We start from the raw sequence: 17,297 nt of genomic DNA on the forward strand, positions 1-17,297 counted from the left end.
AGCTCAACGTAATGCAATTTCCTGCTTTACATCATGCTCAGAGATGTTTATAGTGCGCCTCACTTTGGAAGCGTGGCCGAGCGGTTGAAGGCACCGGTCTTGAAAACCGGCGACCCGAAAGGGTTCTAGAGTTCGAATCTCTACGCTTCCGCCAAATTCGAAAACCCTGCGATAGCAATATCGCAGGGTTTTTTCGTTATTCCAGCCCAAGCGTATACTGTGCGATTTTGAAGTAGATAATGAGCCCGGTACCGTCGATCAGCGTGGCGATAAACGGCGCGGAAACGACCGCCGGGTCGATTTTGCAACGTTTCAATACCATCGGGATCACCGATGAGACAATGGCGCTCCACAGCGTAATGCAGACCAGCGTCAGGCTGACGATAAGCGTGATTTCTATCCCAATGCCCATCATCCAGGCACGAACGCAGCCCGCCAGACCCAGCGTGGCGGCAATCATTAACGAGGTGCTCATCTCTTTGCGCAGCACGCGACCCACGTCGCGAAGGTGGACTTCACCCAGCGCCATGGCGCGCACCAGCGTCGAGGTGATCTGCGTCCCGCTGTTTCCGCCGGTGCCAATCAGCAGCGGAATAAAGAACGCCAGCGCAATGGCGGATTCCAGCGCCTCTTCAAAATGCTGGATCACCGAGCTGGTATACGCTTCCGCGACAAACAGCAGCAGCAGCCAGACGGAGCGTTTCTTCCACAGGCTAAAGGCGCTGGTTTCCAGATAGGGCTTCTCCAGCGGCAGCGTTGCCCCCTGAAGCTGGGCATCTTCAGTAACGTCATCTTCCAGCAGATGGGCGATTTCACGCTCGGTAAGGCAGCCCACCAGCTTGCCGTGGGTCACCACCGGTACGACATCCGCACCTGCGTGCGCCAGCAACCCGGCGACATCCGCCCGCTCATCTTCCGGTTTAAGCTGGATAAAATCCGATATCATCAGCCCCTTAACGGGCTGTACGGTATCCGTGGCCTGCAATAATTTACGTACGGCAATCAAACCCGCGAGGCGACCGTTGTCTTCGATAAAAATATGTGACGGAATATCATCATCTTTTAATTTTTCAAAGAACTGCTCGCGTGCCAGAGCCACGCATAATGAAATATCAATAACGATAACATCGGTATTCATATATTGCGCGATGGCGCTGTCGTTAAAAGCCAGATTTTGGTTGTGAATAACGTAAGACATTGTAACTTCCCTTTGAATAATAAAATCTCTCAGGGGCGAGCAAGACAGGGCATGTCGGAAAGGAGATCCCCACGTCCTGGGTTCAGCACTGTACACCGTATCCCGTAAGGGAAGTTATACTGGCAAAGCCTTGATTCGACAGTGCCTGTTTTACCCTGTGCCGGTTCTCTCGAACCCACCAGAGCGATAACGTGTATTTGTACAGGAGCCTCGCCATAACGAGATCGTTGTAAAACGTGAGGGATAATACGCTTATTTAAAATGGCTGCTGAGGAATTTAAATAATGTTTAAGTATGGTTTAAATGAATATTATTGAATGAATGTTGACGTTTTATTTAACTATTTTCACTTCTAATGGGGAATTCTGATGTTACCGGGGAGAGTAAAATGGCATGGCTGGACACGCTGCTGGATCATTTTGCGCATTATCCAACGCATCTCTTCGCGTTGCTCGTTGTTATGGCACTGAGTAAATCAACAGTACTGATCTCTTCCGTGCTCCCGCCCGCATCGGTCATGCTGCTGGCGGGGATTGCCGTCAGCCAGTCGAGTATGCATCCGGCGCTGACGTGGCTGGCGGTGGTGATGGGCGCTACGGCAGGATCGGTGCTGAATTACCATATCGGCCAGCTGATGGGGCATACCCGGCGAGTGTCACGCTTCACGGCAAAACATGCCGGGAAGTTTTTGCGGGTACAGCACCAGCTGCATAAAAATGGCGTGCTGGTGTTGTTCACCTCGCGTTTCCTGGCGGTACTTCGCTATATCGTGCCGCTGGCGGCGGGCATGCTCAGGCTGAGCGCGATAAAGGTTTACGCCATCAGCCTGCTTTCAGCCTGCGCATGGGCGGCGCTGTATGTCGGTATCGTCACCGGCATCAGCCTCTGAATCAGCGAGTCACGTATTCATCAGTTTGAGAAATGCTTCCCGAAAAACCTGTCACGAATCTGTCACACTCAATGCGACATTAAAAAAACGTGTGAGGAATTAGGGATGAGAAAAGCACTACTTGCAGTTGCCGTGGCAGGTACCCTTGCCGTGACCTTTGGCGCACAGGCGCAGGACACACCGGACGGCTATCAGCTGGAACAGGTACTCATCATGAGCCGCCACAACCTGCGTGCGCCGCTCGCCAATAACGGCAGCGTGCTGGAGCAGTCCACGCCGAAGCAGTGGCCGGAGTGGGACGTCCCGGGTGGACAGCTCACCACCAAAGGGGGCGTACTGGAAGTGTATATGGGTCACTATATACGCGAGTGGCTGGCAGAGCAGGGGATGGTGAAGACGGGTGAATGCCCGCAAGCGGATACCGTCTATGCCTACGCCAACAGCCTCCAGCGCACCGTGGCGACCGCGCAGTTCTTTATCACCGGCGCGTTCCCGGGGTGCGATGTGCCTGTGCATCATCAGGAAAAAATGGGCACCATGGACCCCACCTTCAATCCGGTCATTACCGATAATTCCCCTGAGTTTCGTGAGAAAGCGCTGAAAGCAATGGAGACAGAACGGCAGAAAATGCAGCTGGATGAAAGCTACAAACTGCTGGAGCTGCTGACAAACTATAGCGACTCGCCGTCCTGCAAGGAGAAAAAAGTCTGTTCCCTGACGGAGGCGAAAGATACGTTCAGCGCCGATTATGAAAAAGAGCCGGGCGTCTCCGGGCCGCTGAAAGTGGGTAACTCGCTGGTGGATGCGTTCACCCTACAGTATTACGAAGGATTCCCGGCAGACCAGGTGGCATGGGGGGAAATCAAAACCGATCAGCAGTGGCGCGTGCTGTCGAAGCTGAAAAACGGCTACCAGGACTCGCTGTTTACCTCGACGGACGTGGCGCAGAACGTGGCTAAACCGTTGGTGAAGTACATTGATAAAGCGCTGGTGATCGAACAGGCCAAAGCGCCAAAAATTACCCTGCTGGTGGGGCACGACTCCAACATTGCCTCGCTGCTGACCGCGCTGGATTTCAGGCCGTATCAGCTGCACGACCAGCAGGAACGAACCCCGATTGGCGGTAAAATTGTCTTCCAGCGCTGGCATGACAAAAACACTAACCAGGAGCTGATGAAAATTGAGTATGTCTACCAGAGTTCTGAGCAGTTGCGTAATGCCAGCGTGCTGTCGCTGCAATCTCCTGCGCAGCGCGTGACGCTGGAGCTGAAGGGCTGTCCGGTAGATGGCAACGGCTCCTGTCCGATCGATAGATTCAATGCGGTGATGAACAACGCGGCGAAATAGAAGAAAACCCCCCGCGCGGGCGGGGGGAACATTCAGACGTTTTTACGTTCGATGGTTTGCTCGCCCCAGAACAGCGAGTCTTTGTCGGTTTTTTCGAAAGCGCGAACCAGCACTTCATCGTTGCCTTCTTCCCAAATCTGCTCAGCCAGCTTTTCGTCATACCTGGCGACTTCAAAGATGGCTTCTGCAATCTCCGGAGAGGTATTGCGTAAACTTGCCCATTCGCCCACGTGGTGAGCTTTGGATTCTTGAGTTGGCATACTTGTCCTCCTGTTGGGTTAGCCGTTCAGTTTTTTGGCAAGACCCGCGACGTATTCACCCTGATAGCGGGCGATCGAAAGTTCTTCATTGCTTGGCTGACGTGAACCATCCCCACCGGCAATGGTTGTCGCGCCATACGGTGTCCCGCCACGAACCTGGGAAACATCGAACAGTTCCTGCGCGCCGTAGCCAATCGGCACAATCACCATCCCATGATGTGCAAGGGTAGTCCAGGTTGAGGTGATCGTCTGCTCCTGGCCGCCGCCTGTGCCGGTAGAGCTGAACACGCTGGCCAGCTTGCCGTATAACGCGCCGGAGGCCCAGAGCCCGCCCGTCTGGTCGAGGAAGGTGCGCATCTGGCCGGACATATTGCCGAAGCGGGTCGGGGTGCCGAAGATAATGGCATCATAGTCCGCGAGCTCCTGCGGGGTGGCGACCTGGGCGTTTTGTGTTTTTCCCCCGGCTTTGGCGAAGGCTTCCGCCTGCATGGTTTCCGGTACGCGTTTAACCACAACCTCAACGCCGTCTACTCTGTTTGCGCCTTCTGCAACTGCGTGAGCCATGGTTTCAATGTGTCCATACATGGAATAATAGAGCACCAGAACTTTTGCCATTTTGCATCACTCCTCGTTGGTTTTTCTTACAGCGGATCGCTGCGTTACTTTAAAGATATGACATCACGGCCAGACTGCAAAAATGAACGGCATTTATTTGATATATAACAATATCTTTTCGTTATGTGCTTTGTAGCAAAATGAAACAACTTTAGCGGCGCTGATTTTTCAAAATATAAGAATGGCTTATGGATGACCTCCTCAATATTTCATACGAAAGGCTGAGATCATGTTGCAGAATATTACCTCTCGCTTGCCGGATAGCCGCATTACACTAAGCTTAGTTTCACGCGGCACAGATAAAGGTACTGTCCTTGAGCCGCGAGGTGAAAGAATCCTCTTTTACTGAATGCAATATGATGTCTAATGTTTCACACTCTGGAGGTTAGAGATGGCAAACCATCGTGGTGGTTCAGGTAATTTCGCTGAAGACCGTGAAAGAGCATCAGAAGCAGGTCGTAAAGGTGGCCAGTCTAGCGGGGGCAATTTTAAAAACGACCCTCAGCGCGCATCAGAGGCTGGCAAAAAAGGGGGTAAAAATAGCCACGGCAGCAACAAGTAGTACGCCGGGTTAACTCTCTGCCGCCGGGTTTCCCGGCGGTTTTTTTATGTCTGCTACATTGAACTGTAATCAAAGGCATCGCACACTACAGGATTGATTCTTCGTGCTGGTGTCCCATGTCCGTTTCCCGTTTTACTTTCTCCATTAAGCCTCAGGAAGCCATCCTGATTTTGATCACCATGTTCTGGGGCGGAACCTTTCTTGCCGTTCAGTACGCGGTCACGATGAGCGATCCGTTTTTCTTTGTAGGGCTGCGTTTTGCAACCGCGGCGGTTGCCGTGGCGCTTATTTCGCTGAAAACCCTGCGCGGGTTGACCCTGAGAGAGCTTAAAGCGGGTGTCGCTATTGGCGTGGCGATTGCCATGGGCTATAGCCTGCAAACGTGGGGGCTCCAGTCTATCTCCAGCAGTAAATCCGCCTTCATCACCGCCATGTACGTACCGCTGGTGCCGCTGTTGCAGTGGCTGTGCCTGGGCAGAATACCGGGCCTGATGTCGTGCATTGGTATCGTGCTGGCGTTCATCGGCCTCATTTTATTAGCCGGGCCGGAAAATAATCTGCTGGCGCTGGGGCCGGGAGAGATCATCACGCTGGTGGGGGCCGTTGCCATTGCGGCAGAAATTATTTTGATTAGCGCCTGGGCAGGAAAAGTGGACGTCAAGCGGGTGACGGTCGTGCAGCTTGCCACCGCGTCGCTGGTGGCGTTCGCGACAATGGTGCCGGCAGGGGAGTCCGTCCCGCCGATGTCTACCGGGCTTATCGTCGTGGCGCTGGGGCTGGGCATTTTTAGCGCTATTATTCAGGTCACCATGAACTGGGCGCAGCGCAGCGTATCTCCGACACGGGCGACGGTCATCTATACCGGTGAACCGGTGTGGGCGGGTATTTTCGGGCGACTCGCCGGGGAGCGTCTGCCGCTGCTGGCGCTGGTGGGCGCGGCATTTATTGTCGCCGGGGTGCTGGTGAGCGAGTTAAAGTTAAAAAAACGACGTAAGGCGACTGCCGGGTTCGGCACTGAACAAGGGGCAGATAGCTAACAACGCGCACGCTGTCCGTTTTGCCCGGCGGCGCTTCGCTTGCACGGGCCTACAATTGGCATGTAGGCCGGGTAAGCGTAGCGTCACCCGGCTATTTCAGGTTCAGGGGGTGATGGCTTCCGCTTGCGCTTCATCCCCTTTGCGTCGGCTAAGCAGGGCGTTGAGCAGGATCGCGCCGAAGGTCGCCGTACCAATCCCGCCCACCGTAAACCCGCCCAGCGTCAGGGCGAAGTCGCCTGCGCCCAGCACCAGCGTGACCGCCACCATGATCAGGTTACCGTTCTGGCTCAGATCAACATGATTCTGCACCCAGATGCGTGCCCCCGCGACGGCAATCAGACCAAATACAACAATCGAGGCGCCGCCAATCACGGGTGCCGGGATGGTGTGGATCAATGCGCCGAATTTTGGGGAAAAGCCGAGCAGCATCGCCATCACCGCCGCCGCCACGAAGACCAGCGTCGAGTAGACTTTGGTCACTGCCATCACGCCGATATTTTCCGCGTAGGTCGTCACGCCGCTGCCGCCGACCGAGCCGGAGAGCATGGTCGCCAGACCGTCTCCCACAAACGCCCGCCCCATATACGGATCCATATTGCGCCCGGTCATTCCCGCTACGGCTTTCAGGTGGCCCAGGTTTTCAGCCACCAGGATCACCGCGACAGGCGCGATGAGCATCATCGCCTGAGCGTTAAAGGTGGGCGAGGTCATGTGCGGCATCCCGAACCAGGCGGCCTGGTGAATCAGTGTGAAATCAACCGGCTTGCCGAGACCAAACACGTTCGCCAGCAGCGCGTAGATCAGACAGGCCGCAATCAGCCCGACCAGGATCAGCAGCCGCTGGATCATCCCGCGCGTAAAGACCGCCACCACGCCGATGCACAGCACCGTAATCACCGCCATCCAGCTTTCAAACGGCGAGCCGGATACGCTCTTCACCGCAATCGGCGCGAGGTTCAGGCCTATCGCCATCACCACCGCCCCGGTGACGACGGGGGGCATCATCCGCTCGATCCAGCGCGTGCCGACTTTCATCACCACCAGACCGGTCAGGGTGTAGACCAGCCCACAGGCGATAATGCCGCCGAGGGCCACGCTCAGGTTGGGGTTAATGCCCTGACCGTTAAACCCGGTCGCTGCAATAACGACTCCCACAAAGGCGGCGCTGGAGCCCAGATAGCTGGGCACGCGCCCGCCGGTGACAAAAAAGAACAGCAGGGTACCCATACCCGACATCAAAATGGCGAGGTTAGGATCCAGCCCCATCAGCATGGGCATTAGCACCGTCGCACCAAACATCGCGACCGCATGCTGCACGCCCATCACCATTGTCTGCCCGAGCGGGAGCCTTTCATCCGGCGCGACCACGCCTGCTTCTGTGGAGGTCGATTTCAACTGCCAGTGGGGAAGTCCGAACATGTTCTGTCTCCTGAATGCGGATTAACAGGCGGGTCGCATAAGTGCGTGATAGCCGCGGTCGAACCACACCAGCCCTTGCGGTGCCGGGTGGCGAACGATGGATACGATGTCGCAAAACAGAATGTCGTGGGTGCCGACGCTAACCACCTGGCTGATGCGGCAGTCGAACGAGGCCAGGGCATTTTCCAGACGTGGACAGCCCGTGTCGCCTGTCTGCCAGCGGGCAGCGGCAAAGCGTTCCGCCATCGGCGTTTTACCGCCAAACAGGTTGGATAATGGCTCCTGTCCGGCACTCAGCGTGTTAACGCACAAGGTGCGGTTCTCGCTGAAAATCGGCCAGACGGACGCGCCACGGTTGAGGCAAACCAGCAGAGTGGGCGGGGAATCGGTCACGCTGCATACCGCGCTGGCGGTATAGCCCGCCATTCCCGCAGGGCCGTCGGTGGTGATGATATTGACCGCCGCACCGACGCAGGCCATGGCATCACGGAAGGTTTGTTGATCGGGTGTCGTCATGATGGCTCCTTACGCCAGCCCGCAGGCGTCTTCGAAGGTCAGACGCGGTAAGCGCCCATAGACTTTGCTCATATCGCCATAACCGATGTTAATCAGCAGATTGCTTTTAAGCAGCGTGCCCGTGAAAAAGGCCGCGTCCACTTTTTCCCGGTCAAAGCCGGACATCGGCCTGGTGTCGAGCCCGAGCGCGCGGCAGGCGAAGATCAGGTACGCGGCCTGCATCGAACTGTTGCGAAAGGCGGTCTCTTCCGCCAGTGCGGGGCTGGAGGTAAACCAGCTTCTGGCATCGCCGTGCGGGAACAGTACAGGCAGGCGCTCATAAAACTCGCTGTCCCAGGCGACAATTGCCGTGACCGGGGCGGTGAGCGTTTTCTCAAGGTTGCCGCTGGAGAGCGCCGGGCGCAGCTTCTCTTTTCCTTCCGGGCTTCGCACAAAGACAATGCGCGCCGGGGAGCAGTTGGCGGACGTCGGCCCCCATTTCATCAGGTCATAAATCTCGCGCAGCGTCTCGTCACTGACCGGTATATCCAGCCAGCCGTTATGGGTACGTGCGCCGGTAAACAGCGTTTCCAGCGCGGCGGGCGTGATGGCTTCGCTCATTCAGGCTCCTTACAAAGCGGGTTCAGGGCTGTGCAGCAGGCTGGCAAGCCCGTTCAGCAGCAGCGTGTTAAAGATGTCCGGCTCGGTCACGTTGCAGGCATGCCCGCCCTGGCGCATGACCGTTTTGCGGGCGTGCGGGAGGGCGGCGTGCAGTTCCGCGGAGCAGACGGACGGCACCAGCAGATCGTCGGTGGAACAGATAATCTGCACGGGGCAGCGAACGCGTGCAGCGTGGCGGCTGAAATCGGCCTGTTTCAGCGCATGCAGCCTGCGCAGCAGATTGGCTTTGCCCTGGAAATGGGCCAGCGCCAGCGCTTCCTCGGCCTCCAGCCGCGGAGCGCGGGCAGCCATCCAGTCTGCCGGGTAAAGAAACAGCGGCTGTGCCTCTACCCACGCCTGAGCCCCGCCCGCATGCAGCAGACGTTCGCGAACGTCAAAACAGCGTCGGGTATGGGCATTGAGGGTCAGCCAGCCGTTGACACAAACCAGCGCGGTGAGGGCGTCAGGCTTATCGATAGCCAGCCGCAGGCCGACCAGCGCCCCCAGCGCGTGGCCGACCACGCAGTAACGGGCGATCCCGGCCCCGGCTAACGCCAGTGCGAGCTCGTCGGCCATGTGTGCGAGGGTGTAATCTTCCGGCAGGGTATCCGGGTTATTCCCCGTGCCCCGCTGGTCGTAGCACACCACCTGATACTCCTGCCCCAGCACGGCGAGCTGAGGCAGCCAGTAGCTGCCGCTGCCGCCGAGCCCGGCAATCAGCACCACCGCGGGCGCGCCCGCAAAGGGGGGCGGGGAAATGGACAGTTTCATGGCGGCCTCACTTCGCGATGTGCGCAACGGTGGCAATTTCAACCAGCGCTTCAGGCTTTACCAGCCCGCACTGGATGCAAAATCGCGCCGGTTTATCGCCGGGGAAAAACTCCGCGTAGATCTCGTTAATCGCGGCGTAGTTTTTCCAGTCGGTGATAAAGATGCTGTTGAAGGTCACGTCCTCCATCGTGCCACCCGCCGTTTCGATCACGGTTTTGATCGTCTCCAGCACGTGGCGGGTTTGCGCCTTTGGGTCATCGATAAACACCACGTTGTTGTCTTTATCAAACGGCAGCGTGCCTGAGACATACACCACGCCGTCGGCGAGGGTACCGGGGACAAACGGGGCTATCGGGGTGCTGGTGCCCGGCGGAATAATCACGGATTTCGGCATAGCGGTTCTCCTCAGGCGATGCGGGCGAGCGGGGGATCCAGCGCGTCGCAGAAATCATTGACGTTACTGACCCAGCCAAAAAAGGTTTCGATATTGAACAGGGCGGCTTTCTGGGCAAAATCCGGCCCGGCCTGATGGGTAGCGTCTTCCAGCACCACGCCAAAATACTCGAGGAAGAAGCCGTCGCGCAGGGTGGACTCCACGCAGACGTTGGTGGCAATGCCCGTAAAGACCAGATGACGAATGCCCCGGCTGCGCAGCAGGCTGTCGAGCGGGGTATTGAAAAAGCCGCTGTAGCGCGGTTTCGGCAGTACGATATCGCCAGCTTCCGGTACCAGCTCATCCACCAGCTGATAATCCCAGCCGCCTTTCGTCAGCAGCGTGCCCTGGAGTTCAGGCCGTTGGCGCATGGTTTTCAGGGCGTTGGATTTGTGAAAGTTGGGTGAGCCGGGACCGCCAGCTTCGACGTACTGGTCGTCCCAGCCATTCTGGAACCAGACGATCAGCATGCCCGCAGCACGCGCGGCGCTCACGGCGGTTTTGATATTCTCAATCACCGGCTGCGTGGCCGAGACGTCGAACCCGGCCAGATCCAGATACCCGCCTTTACTGGCATAGGCGTTTTGCATATCCACCACGATCAGCGCGCTCTGCTGCGCGTCAAAGGTGATGGCCTCCGGGCGAGCGTTGAGGGTCGTCATTACGCCACCTCCTTCGTCACGGCAGGGATGTGGGCGCGGCACTGCATCAGCGGCTGAATACGCTCGCCGAAGGTTTCCACGCCGGTGAGAAAATCATCGAAGGTCAGCAGCACGCCTTCGGCGCCGGGCACGGCAGCCACTTCGTCGAGCATTCTGGCGACGCTGGCATACGAGCCAACCAGGGTGCCCATGTTGATATTGACGGCAGACGTCGGGTCGGCCATCTGGCGAACGTTGGTGTCCGCGCCGGAGCGGGTATCCTTCTGGCTCTGCTCGGTCAGCCAGCTCAGGGCTTCCTCGTCGGCGCCGTCCTTGTATCGTTCCCATTTGGCGCGCGCGGCGTCGTCGGTTTCGTCGGCAATCACCATAAACAGCACGTAGGAGCCCACGTCGCGCCCGATTTTGTCGGCGGCCGCTTTCATGCGTGCCGCGGTGGGCGCGAAGGCGGCCGGGGTGTTAACGCCTTTGCCGAAGCAGAAGTTGAAGTCGGCGTATTTGGCGGAGAATTCCATCCCCGCGTCGCTCTGCCCGGCGCAAATCACCTTCATCGGCACCGACGGCTGGGGGCTGACGCGGCAGTCGTTCATGGTAAAGAAGTCGCCTTTGAAATCGCTTTTGCCGGTGCCCCACAGATCGCGCAGCACCTGCACATATTCAGTCAGGTAGTCGTAGCGACGGGAGAAGTAATCGTCCCCCGGCCAGATCCCCATCTGCTCGTACTCCGGCTTTTGCCAGCCGGTGACCAGGTTAACGCCAAAGCGCCCGCCGGAGATGGAGTCGATGGTGGAGGCCATCCGCGCCACAATTGCCGGGGGAAGGGTAAGGGTGGCGGCGGTGGCGTAAATCTGGATGCGCGAGGTTACCGCCGCCAGGCCCGCCATCAGGGTAAAGGACTCCAGGTTGTGGTCCCAGAATTCGGTCTTACCGCCGAAACCGCGCAGCTTGATCATCGAGAGCGCAAAGTCGAAGTGGTAATGCTCCGCTTTCTGCACGATGGCTTTATTCAGCTCAAAGGTCGGCATGTATTGCGGGGCCGTGGTCGAGATAAGCCAGCCGTTGTTGCCGATCGGTACAAATACGCCAATTTTCATCACGAACCTCTCTTCATTACGTCGCAGGTGTCACGACGTTTTTGCAAAGGGAGTGCCAGTTTTGAAAAATACTTTGTTATTAGGGTGTTAACTGGTGGCTGTTAAATTTAACAGCGAAAATGTGGACTAAGTGGTCAAAATCATTGCACAGAAAACAGGCACTCATGCGCGCTGAGGGTGCAGAAGGTCGTGGCGAGACGGGGGTTTTGCTATGCTGAGCGCAGGACAGAAAATGGAGAGCGAAAATGACACAAGGCGCAGTGAAAACACCCGGTAAACGTTCGCAGGCGGTGAGCGCCAAGAAACAGGCGATCCTCAGCGCTTCGCTGGAGACATTTTCGCAGTTTGGTATTCACGGTACGCGCCTTGAGCAGGTGGCGGAGCAGGCCGGGGTGTCCAAGACCAATCTGCTCTACTACTACCCGTCGAAAGAGGCGCTATATGTGGCGGTGATGCAGCAGATCCTGGATATCTGGCTCGCACCGCTTAAAGCATTTCGCGAAGAGCTGGCCCCGCTGGTGGCGATAGAGGAGTACATACGCCTGAAGCTGGAGGTATCGCGTGATTATCCCCAGGCATCGAGGCTGTTTTGTCTGGAGATGTTACAGGGCGCGCCGCTGTTGCAGGCGGAGCTGACGGGAGATCTAAAGCAGCTGGTGGACGAAAAATCGGCCATTATTGCCGGATGGGTCGCCAGCGGAAAACTGGCGCCCGTCGATCCGCAGCATCTGATTTTCATGATTTGGGCCTCAACCCAGCACTACGCTGACTTCGCGGCCCAGGTCGAGGCGGTAACCGGTAAAACGCTCCAGGACGAGGCGTTTTTCCAGAGCACCCTGGAAAACGTGCAGCGGATGATTATCGAAGGGATCCGTGTGCGCTAATTTCCCTCACCCTAACCCTCTCCCGCGGGGCTGAGGGATCCCCAGTAATTTTTTTATGCAGAAGCAATAAAGTTGCTTTCTAAATGACTGAGGGCTGTCAGCGATGCCCTGGTCCGGCTGTAAATCGCTGAGGCGTTTCCTGCAGGCCGGGGCGAGGCGCAGGGATGCGCCGAGAGGGCGGCTTTACAGGGACGTTGCCTCCGCCCGTACCCGATAAGCCGGAAGGAATAAGCCGAGGGCACCGCGAAGCGGCGATTTACCGCCGGGAGCCCGGGTCGCCAGGGTGGTGGCGACTGAGCCACCCTGGCACGTTCACCGGTCATGTCGTTACAGAGTGGCAAGGAACATAAAGTGAACGGAATGACCGCCACCGCCGTATGTTCCCCTCACCCTAACCCTCTCCCCGGAGGGGCGAGGGGATTGCTCAGTGCCGCGTCAGCCCGGCGGGAGGGGACAGCTTAAGTCGCCCTCTTCACACTGCATCAGCGTGGCCAGAAACGCTTCGCGCTCCACGGTTTTTTCCGCCAGACACTGGTTCACAATCATTGGCTGAACGCTCCCGCCTTCCGTACCCGAACCGATAAACGCACAGTCCGCGTCGCGCAGGCTGATCCACGCCTGCTGCGCCTTTTTCAGCAGATCGCGCTGAGGTGCAGCCGCACGTTTGATGGCGGCCTGATAGGTCTCGTTGAGCTTTTTATCGGCGGCCTGGTACTGCTGCGCGCTACAGGTGTTCAGTTCAAGCTGGGTGGTCGCGTTATCGCACTCGTCGGCCAGCGCGCTGGCGCTCATGAGCAGGGCTGCACCTGCGAGAAATACTCTTTTCATCATCCCCTCCATGTAAAAAAGCCGGATACGCTGTGCTTATCCGGCCTGGGCTATTTTGTAGCCCCGGTAAGCTTAGCGTCACCGGGGAGAGTTTACACGATTAACCGATGGTCATCAGGCTGGCGTTACCGCCTGCCGCCGCGGTGTTGACGCTGAGCGAGCGCTCAACGTACAGGCGCTCCAGCAGCAGGTTGGTTTCCCCGCGCGCAAAGCCCTGCACGGAAACGATGGCACCGCTGCGGGCCGCAACCTGCTCACACAGTTCGCGCAGCTGGTCGGAATCACCGTGGTAGATCACCGCGTCAAACGGCTGGGTCAGCAGGGCATCGGCCTTCGCAAAGCGAATGCGAGCCGAGACCGCTTTTGGCAACTGTTTGGCGAGGTCGCGATGCAGCGCATCTTCCGGCCACAGCACCTCACAGCCCGTTGCTGTAGCGGCTGCCAGCTGCACCAGCGCATCCTGCTCGTCATCCGCCATGCACAGCACACGCTCGCGCGGCATCAGCGTCCAGGTGTTGCGCTCACCGGTTGGACCCGGCAGCAGGCGCTGGGTACCGGCCTGCGCCAGCTCGCCGTACTGCTGCGCAATTGCACGCAGTTCAGGGCGGTTTTCTGCCCACTTAATCAGCGCGTCCAGTGGCTGGGTCAGCACGGCTTTCACCTGCGCATCCACCGGATAGTCCGCGTCCTGACGCGCCAGGGTCACGCCCAGGGCGTTCTCCGGACGGTTAGCCAGCAGACGGTACAGGTAGAGCGGGCCACCCGCTTTCGGACCGGTGCCGGAGAGGCCTTCGCCGCCGAACGGCTGCACGCCCACGACTGCGCCGACCATATTACGGTTGACGTACAGGTTGCCGACTTTAGCATTGCCGGTCACCTGGGCAATGGTTTCGTCGATACGGGTATGCACGCCGAGCGTCAGGCCGTAACCCGAGGCGTTGATCTGATCGATCAGCTCGTTGAGGTTGTTACGGTTGTAGCGCACAACGTGCAGTACCGGGCCGAAGACCTCTTTTTTCAGCTCGTCGAAGCTTGCCAGCTCAATCAGCGTTGGCGGCACGAAGGTGCCGGTCTGCCACTCGCGGGCATCTTCGCTGTTCTCACGCACCGCCTGGAACACCGGACGGCCTTTGGCACGCATGGTCTGAATGTGGTTTTCGATGTTGGCTTTGGCTTCCGCGTCGATCACCGGCCCGATATCGGTGGTGAGACGGCCCGGGTTGCCCATGCGGCATTCCGCCATCGCACCGCGCAGCATCTTCAGCGTGTGGTCAGCCACGTCATCCTGTAAGCACAGCACGCGCAGGGCGGAACAGCGTTGACCCGCGCTGTCGAAGGCAGAGGCCAGCACGTCAACGACGACCTGCTCAGTGAGCGCGGAGGAGTCCACGATCATGGCGTTCATGCCGCCGGTTTCAGCGATCAGCGGCGTTGGACGGCCCTGCGCATCCAGACGGGTGGCGATGTTGCGTTGCAGCAGGGAGGCTACTTCGGTCGAACCGGTAAACATCACGCCGCGCACGCGGTTATCGGAGGTCAGTTTGGCACCCACCGTTTCACCGCGCCCCGGCAACAGTTGCACCACGCCCGCCGGTACGCCCGCTTCCAGCAAAATGTTAATGCCCTGAGCGGCAATCAGCGGAGTCTGCTCTGCCGGTTTTGCCAGCACGCTGTTGCCTGCGGCAAGGGCCGCGGCAATCTGGCCGGTGAAGATTGCCAGCGGGAAGTTCCACGGGCTGATACAGACCACCGGGCCGAGCGGACGGTGCGTTTCGTTGTCGAAATCATCACGCACCTGACCGGCGTAGTAGTGCAGGAAGTCGACCGCCTCACGCACTTCGGCGATGGCGTTGCTGAAGGTTTTACCCGCTTCACGCACCAGAATGCCGATAAGCTGCTGCATCTGATCTTCCATCAGCACCGCCGCGCGTTCCAGAATGGCGGCACGCTCCTGCGGCGGGGTGGCAAACCAGATTGGCGCGTTGTTCACCGCGCTCTCCAAAGCCTGATCCACTTCCGCTTCTGTGGCTTCGCGCACGTAGCCGACGATATCCTTCGGCTCTGCCGGGTTGATCACCGGCTGCATTTCACCGTCTTCAACGGACTGCTCAAGGATCGGTTTGGCCTGCCACTTCTGCAATGCGCTGTTAAGCAGGGCAGAAGAGAGCGACGCCAGACGGTGTTCGTTGGCGAGATCCAGACCCGCCGAGTTGACGCGGCCTGCACCATACAGCTCGCGCGGCAGGGCAATCTTCGGATGCGGCAGACCAATCTGGCCTTCCTGCGCCGCCATCTTCTCTACGGCCTGTACCGGATCGGCCACCAGTTCGTCCAGCGGCAGGGTGGTATCGGCGATGCGGTTAACGAAGGAGGTGTTCGCCCCGTTCTCCAGCAGACGACGCACCAGGTAGGCCAGCAGGGTTTCGTGGGTACCTACCGGGGCATAAATACGGCACGGACGGTTCAGCTTGCCGTCGGCCACTTTACCGGTCACCTGCTCGTACAGCGGTTCACCCATGCCGTGCAGACACTGGAACTCGTACTGGCCCGGATAGTAGTTCTGACCCGCCAGGCTGTAGATCGCCGCCAGGGTGTGGGCGTTGTGGGTGGCGAACTGCGGATAAATCAGGTTCGGCACGCCGAGCAGTTTTTTCGCGCAGGCGAGGTAAGAGACGTCGGTGTAGACCTTGCGGGTATAGACCGGATAGCCTTCCAGACCCTCCATCTGGGCGCGTTTGATTTCGCTGTCCCAGTAGGCGCCCTTCACCAGACGGATCATCAGGCGGCGACGGCTGCGGCTGGCCAGGTCAATCAGGTAGTCAATGACGAACGGGCAGCGTTTCTGGTAGGCCTGGATAACGAAACCAATCCCGTTCCAGCCCGCCAGCTCCGGCTCGAAGCACAGTTTTTCCAGCAGATCGAGGGAGATCTCCAGACGATCCGCCTCTTCGGCGTCGATGTTGATGCCGATGTCATACTGGCGCGCCAGCAGGGTCAGGGACTTCAGGCGCGGGTAGAGTTCTTCCATCACCCGGTCGTACTGCGCGCGGCTGTAGCGCGGGTGCAGGGCGGAAAGCTTGATAGAGATGCCTGGCCCTTCATAAATACCGCGACCGTTGGACGCTTTACCGATGGCGTGGATCGCCTGCTGGTAAGAGACCATGTAGGCCTGCGCGTCGGCGGCGGTCAGCGCCGCTTCACCCAGCATGTCGTAGGAGTAGCGGAAGCCTTTGTCTTCCAGCTTGCGGGCGTTCGCCAGCGCTTCGGCAATGGTTTCCCCGGTGACGAACTGCTCGCCCATCAGGCGCATCGCCATGTCCACGCCCTTGCGGATCAGCGGCTCGCCGCTCTTGCCGATAATACGGTTCAGGGAGCGCGACAGGTTGGCTTCGTTATGGGTGGAGACCAGCTTGCCGGTAAACAGCAGGCCCCAGGTGGCGGCGTTCACAAACAGGGACGGGCTGCGGCCAATGTGGGAGTGCCAGTTGCCGTTGCTGATTTTGTCGCGGATAAGGGCATCGCGGGTGGCTTTATCCGGAATACGCAGCAGCGCTTCCGCCAGACACATCAGCGCCACGCCTTCCTGCGAGGAGAGGGAGAACTCCTGCAACAGACCCTGCACCATACCGGCGCGTCCGCTGGCGGTTTTCTGATTACGCAGCTTGTCGGCGAGCTGATACGCCAGGCTGTGCGCCTGAGCGGCAACGGCTTCCGGCAGGCGCGCCTGCTCCAGCAGCATCGGCACGGCGTCGGTTTCGGCACGGCGATAGGCGCCGGTAATGGCGGCGCGGCTGACGGACTGCGGCAGGATCTGCTCGGCAAATTCCAGGAACGGCTGGTGGTTCTCATCAGCGGCCGTCGCGGCCTCTTCGCCTTCGTTCGCAGCGCCCGCCAGCAGGGCAGGCAGCTCCGGCAGACCTTCTTCACTCTCCAGTCTTTCCAGATAGTTAAAAATCGCCTGCTTGATTAACCAGTGCGGCGTGCGGTCGATACGGGTCGCAGCGGTTTTAATCCGTTCGCGGGTAGCGTCATCCAGCTTAACCCCCATGGTGGTCATCCCCATGCCAAAACTCCTGTTGTTCTGTAATAGCGTTCTGTTGATAGCGTGAAATATCCACCATGTTGCAACTTTGTGCAACCGTGTTA

At 58.6% G+C, this 17,297-nt stretch carries 17 protein-coding genes, 1 tRNA gene and 1 riboswitch; of the genes, 6 read left to right on the forward strand and 12 right to left on the reverse strand.

Annotated elements, in window-relative coordinates:
* Nucleotides 1–66: 66 nt before the first annotated feature.
* Nucleotides 67–154: transfer RNA gene (locus ACQG1K_RS08095), tRNA-Ser, on the forward strand.
* Between the two features lie 42 nt (nucleotides 155–196).
* Here ACQG1K_RS08095 and ACQG1K_RS08100 read toward each other — a convergent pair.
* On the reverse strand, nucleotides 197–1,198 hold the full coding sequence (locus ACQG1K_RS08100; RefSeq protein ID WP_367074749.1) for a magnesium transporter: 1,002 nt from the start codon (nucleotides 1,196–1,198) through the stop codon (nucleotides 197–199).
* 60 nt (nucleotides 1,199–1,258) lie between these two features.
* A riboswitch (M-box (ykoK) riboswitch) is annotated at nucleotides 1,259–1,428 on the reverse strand.
* A gap of 158 nt (nucleotides 1,429–1,586) precedes the next feature.
* On the opposite strand from ACQG1K_RS08100, the gene ACQG1K_RS08105 reads away from it, so the two are divergent.
* Both ACQG1K_RS08105 and agp read left to right on the forward strand, forming a co-directional pair.
* A complete protein-coding gene (locus ACQG1K_RS08105; RefSeq protein WP_023305831.1) occupies nucleotides 1,587–2,087 on the forward strand; it encodes a DedA family protein in 501 nt (166 codons plus the stop codon).
* 105 nt (nucleotides 2,088–2,192) lie between these two features.
* Nucleotides 2,193–3,434, forward strand: coding sequence for a bifunctional glucose-1-phosphatase/inositol phosphatase (agp, locus tag ACQG1K_RS08110; RefSeq protein ID WP_367074750.1), 1,242 nt, complete (start codon nucleotides 2,193–2,195; stop codon nucleotides 3,432–3,434).
* A 32-nt stretch (nucleotides 3,435–3,466) separates the two neighbouring features.
* Here agp and ACQG1K_RS08115 read toward each other — a convergent pair whose 3' ends face one another.
* Together ACQG1K_RS08115 and wrbA are read right to left on the reverse strand one after the other, a co-directional pair.
* Complete coding sequence (locus ACQG1K_RS08115; protein ID WP_022647674.1) at nucleotides 3,467–3,694, reverse strand: YccJ family protein; 228 nt, start codon at nucleotides 3,692–3,694, stop codon at nucleotides 3,467–3,469.
* Between the two features lie 18 nt (nucleotides 3,695–3,712).
* A complete protein-coding gene (gene wrbA, locus ACQG1K_RS08120; RefSeq protein ID WP_022647675.1) occupies nucleotides 3,713–4,309 on the reverse strand; it encodes an NAD(P)H:quinone oxidoreductase in 597 nt (198 codons plus the stop codon).
* A gap of 391 nt (nucleotides 4,310–4,700) precedes the next feature.
* Between wrbA and ACQG1K_RS08125 the strand changes: the two genes are divergently transcribed.
* A complete protein-coding gene (locus ACQG1K_RS08125; protein WP_001273664.1) occupies nucleotides 4,701–4,871 on the forward strand; it encodes a general stress protein in 171 nt (56 codons plus the stop codon).
* Between the two features lie 116 nt (nucleotides 4,872–4,987).
* The gene (locus ACQG1K_RS08130; protein WP_228338819.1) at nucleotides 4,988–5,908 is read left to right on the forward strand and encodes a DMT family transporter; all 921 of its coding nucleotides are present in this window, start codon (nucleotides 4,988–4,990) and stop codon (nucleotides 5,906–5,908) included.
* A 102-nt stretch (nucleotides 5,909–6,010) separates the two neighbouring features.
* Here ACQG1K_RS08130 and rutG read toward each other — a convergent pair whose 3' ends face one another.
* The 7 genes from rutG to rutA are packed head-to-tail and all read right to left on the reverse strand — an operon-like array spanning nucleotide 6,011 to nucleotide 11,439.
* The gene (gene rutG / locus ACQG1K_RS08135; RefSeq protein ID WP_155025263.1) at nucleotides 6,011–7,327 is read right to left on the reverse strand and encodes a pyrimidine utilization transport protein G; all 1,317 of its coding nucleotides are present in this window, start codon (nucleotides 7,325–7,327) and stop codon (nucleotides 6,011–6,013) included.
* A gap of 21 nt (nucleotides 7,328–7,348) precedes the next feature.
* Nucleotides 7,349–7,843: an NADH-dependent FMN reductase RutF gene (gene rutF, locus ACQG1K_RS08140; RefSeq protein ID WP_367074754.1), complete on the reverse strand. Its 495-nt coding sequence runs from the start codon at nucleotides 7,841–7,843 to the stop codon at nucleotides 7,349–7,351.
* Between the two features lie 9 nt (nucleotides 7,844–7,852).
* Nucleotides 7,853–8,443 (reverse strand): malonic semialdehyde reductase, encoded by a 591-nt coding sequence (locus ACQG1K_RS08145; protein ID WP_367074756.1) that lies wholly within the window; start codon nucleotides 8,441–8,443, stop codon nucleotides 7,853–7,855.
* A 9-nt stretch (nucleotides 8,444–8,452) separates the two neighbouring features.
* Nucleotides 8,453–9,253, reverse strand: coding sequence for a pyrimidine utilization protein D (gene rutD / locus ACQG1K_RS08150; protein WP_367074757.1), 801 nt, complete (start codon nucleotides 9,251–9,253; stop codon nucleotides 8,453–8,455).
* Nucleotides 9,254–9,260: 7 nt separating this feature from the next.
* Complete coding sequence (gene rutC, locus ACQG1K_RS08155; protein ID WP_015570870.1) at nucleotides 9,261–9,647, reverse strand: pyrimidine utilization protein C; 387 nt, start codon at nucleotides 9,645–9,647, stop codon at nucleotides 9,261–9,263.
* Nucleotides 9,648–9,658: 11 nt separating this feature from the next.
* Entirely contained in the window at nucleotides 9,659–10,348 is a 690-nt protein-coding gene (rutB, locus tag ACQG1K_RS08160; RefSeq protein ID WP_069596428.1) for a pyrimidine utilization protein B, read from the reverse strand.
* Nucleotides 10,348–11,439, reverse strand: coding sequence for a pyrimidine utilization protein A (gene rutA / locus ACQG1K_RS08165; protein ID WP_023305836.1), 1,092 nt, complete (start codon nucleotides 11,437–11,439; stop codon nucleotides 10,348–10,350). Before rutA ends, rutB begins: the two co-directional genes overlap by 1 nt.
* A 245-nt stretch (nucleotides 11,440–11,684) precedes the next feature.
* Here rutA and rutR point away from each other — a divergent pair, with 245 nt between their 5' ends.
* Entirely contained in the window at nucleotides 11,685–12,323 is a 639-nt protein-coding gene (rutR, locus tag ACQG1K_RS08170) for an HTH-type transcriptional regulator RutR (protein ID WP_155019002.1), read from the forward strand.
* Nucleotides 12,324–12,758: 435 nt separating this feature from the next.
* On the opposite strand, the gene ACQG1K_RS08175 is transcribed toward rutR, so the two are convergent.
* Both ACQG1K_RS08175 and putA read right to left on the reverse strand, forming a co-directional pair.
* Entirely contained in the window at nucleotides 12,759–13,151 is a 393-nt protein-coding gene (locus tag ACQG1K_RS08175) for a lysozyme inhibitor LprI family protein (protein ID WP_063853802.1), read from the reverse strand.
* A 100-nt stretch (nucleotides 13,152–13,251) separates the two neighbouring features.
* Nucleotides 13,252–17,214 carry a trifunctional transcriptional regulator/proline dehydrogenase/L-glutamate gamma-semialdehyde dehydrogenase gene (gene putA / locus ACQG1K_RS08180; RefSeq protein ID WP_063146134.1) on the reverse strand — a complete coding sequence of 1,321 codons (3,963 nt, stop codon included), beginning with the start codon at nucleotides 17,212–17,214 and terminating at the stop codon, nucleotides 13,252–13,254.
* Nucleotides 17,215–17,297 lie beyond the last annotated feature (83 nt).

This window comes from Enterobacter cloacae complex sp. 402C9, from assembly GCF_050030745.1.
Lineage (GTDB): Bacteria > Pseudomonadota > Gammaproteobacteria > Enterobacterales > Enterobacteriaceae > Enterobacter > Enterobacter intestinihominis.